Below are 2345 nucleotides of genomic sequence, written 5' to 3' on the forward strand. Positions count from 1 at the left end.
CTCCCGTTCGTGCCCCGAAAGCCTCCGGTCGTGATCGAAAAACCCTTCTACGAATTTGATGCCTGGTGCTGCGCCCGGGTAGATCGTTTCGGCACTCTGTTTGATCTGGTGCTGTCTCACCGGTATAGCAAGCTGGACGTCACCGTTGGCGATATCCTTGGAGCCCACGGCAGCGCCACCATGTGCTACGCCTACTGGGACTTTATCCAGAATTACATGGATATCACCAAGCCCCTGCCGGAGCTTCCCTTGCTTGAGCGATACCGCCCGCTGGACCCGACCACGGCAGAGCATGACCAGAAGACAGGTCGGCCACCGCGCTACTGGCGGGACATGGACGATGAAACCTTCAAGAAGCACGTGGATCGGATGTTCACCGAAGTCACCATCATTGACACCGCCCAGCGGCATAATGTGATGGCGGAGATGGTGAATTATGCGAGCTGAGGAGCAAGCAGCAGCGGGATCCGCAGCGGTTGCCAGTGATTACTATCGGGCAACCGCCTGGCAACCCGAACGGGAGAGTCTTCCGCGCCGTCGCGGGCAAATGGACAAGCGCTCCCGGAGTTTTCGCTTTCAGTGGGCGGCAGGGCATAAGTTGTCCAAAGAGTATGTTTCTGATGTGGTGCCGGGCGACTTTCTGGAAACCTGGCCGCCGGGCCAGGATGAGGACACCAATTGGTATGTTGAACAGGGCCGAGGTAAGGAGAAAAAGAGAGTTCCAATGGCCTGGATCAACCAGGAAAGTATCCGATGGGCGACGTTGCCAAGTTCGTCTTGGCTCTGGCTAATTTTAAAGGGATTCGCGAAAGTCATTATATTTGGTGGTGGAGCCCTATTACTCCTTCAGCTGTTAGACATTGTCTTCCTCAGTGGCCGTAATCCAGCGCCATACATTACAGAGTTTTTCCTCCCCGCCCTTTTATATGTAGGTGCACCCTGCGCTGCGGTTTGGGGGGGGGTAAGCTTCGTGGAGCACTTATTCCCCAGCTGGATCTACAAAGACCCTAAAGGCCCCCTGTGGGAATTCAACCGCCGAACCGGTCTCGTGACTGCCTTCCGTGATCCCAAGAAAAAACGTGACGCTGGCCAGATAGCCTGGCAGTCACCATTTGCCGAATTCGATGGCTACATCCACAGCGGCCCGACTCATCAGGGCTTACCTCTGTACTACGGCGCCATGGTGCACCGCTTCCGGGAAGAGGCGTTGCCCCTGACCGCCTTCCAGGCCGCTTCGGCCAACGACGAAGACCACAAGGCGCTGTGGAATTTCTGGCTGCAGTACATGGACAGCACCGCACCGCTGCCAGATATTCCCTTGTTTGAGCCCCACCGAAGCAAAGACCCGGTGACTGCCGAACATGACAGACGCATCGGCCGTAATTCACGTTACTGGCGCAATATGGATGATGTCACCTACAAACAGAAGATGGACGAAATGTATAAACGGTGCCTGAAGGAGTTTGGGTAATGTGGGCAACGGAACGCATAGGTCGAAGCTGATGGATGCGGAGGAGAGTGATCACTACGGGCAATTTGCTTACCGTTCTGATGTTATTCCTCCTCAGAAGAATCAGGTAGAGGAATTGAACCGGACAGGACTGGATCGGTCCGCCAGTCTGCGACTGCCATGGGGTGGTACCCGTGAGGTGGTGCCGCCGACATTTATGTCGTCAAACCCACCGAAGAAGCTACGACGGCTGGAAAAAAAAGAGGATTTGGCAGACAAGCTTGGTATTTACGTCGAGAACAGTCATGAATGCTTCAGGCATGCACCTCTGGCGTTACAGGCACGTTTTATCGACATGATGTATGTCTTGGGAAAAGTCTGGGGTTATATCGTGTCGCCGATCGTTTTAATTGTTTTGATCTTAGTATCCCCCCTCTTTGGCACGAGAGAAGAGACTTGGCCTGAGTTCCTCGATAGTTTGTATCCGTTCGAAGTTAGCCTTCTAGTGGGCGGGTGGGTTCTAATTGTTATAGGCGACCTAGCCTTCCGCCTCTTTCCCAGATGGCTCCACCAAAACGGCCGCGGCCCCGAATGGGAATTCAATCGCCGTACCGGCATGATCAAGGTATGGCAATATTCTCGGAAACTCCCGTTCGTGCCCCGAAAGCCTCCGGTCGTGATCGAAAAACCCTTCTACGAATTTGATGCCTGGTGCTGCGCCCGGGTAGATCGTTTCGGCACTCTGTTTGATCTGGTGCTGTCTCACCGGTATAGCAAGCTGGACGTCACCGTTGGCGATATCCTTGGAGCCCACGGCAGCGCCACCATGTGCTACGCCTACTGGGACTTTATCCAGAATTACATGGATATCACCAAGCCCCTGCCGGAGCTTCCC

2 protein-coding genes and 1 pseudogene are annotated in these 2345 nt (G+C 54.7%); all 3 read left to right on the plus strand.

The features are described 5' to 3' along the window. Positions 1-447 (plus strand): annotated as a pseudogene (locus tag C7H10_RS03500) (hypothetical protein); the annotation flags it as partial. Continuing rightward, positions 437-1471, plus strand: a complete 1035-nt coding sequence (locus C7H10_RS03505; RefSeq protein WP_106693777.1) for a hypothetical protein — start codon at positions 437-439, stop codon at positions 1469-1471. The pseudogene C7H10_RS03500 and the gene C7H10_RS03505, both read left to right, overlap by 11 nt. A 31-nt stretch (positions 1472-1502) precedes the next feature. Beyond that, positions 1503-2345 (plus strand): hypothetical protein (locus C7H10_RS03510; RefSeq protein ID WP_106693778.1); only part of this gene is annotated, 843 nt, incomplete at its 3' end.

Source organism: Marinobacter shengliensis, from assembly GCF_003007715.1.
GTDB lineage: Bacteria > Pseudomonadota > Gammaproteobacteria > Pseudomonadales > Oleiphilaceae > Marinobacter > Marinobacter shengliensis.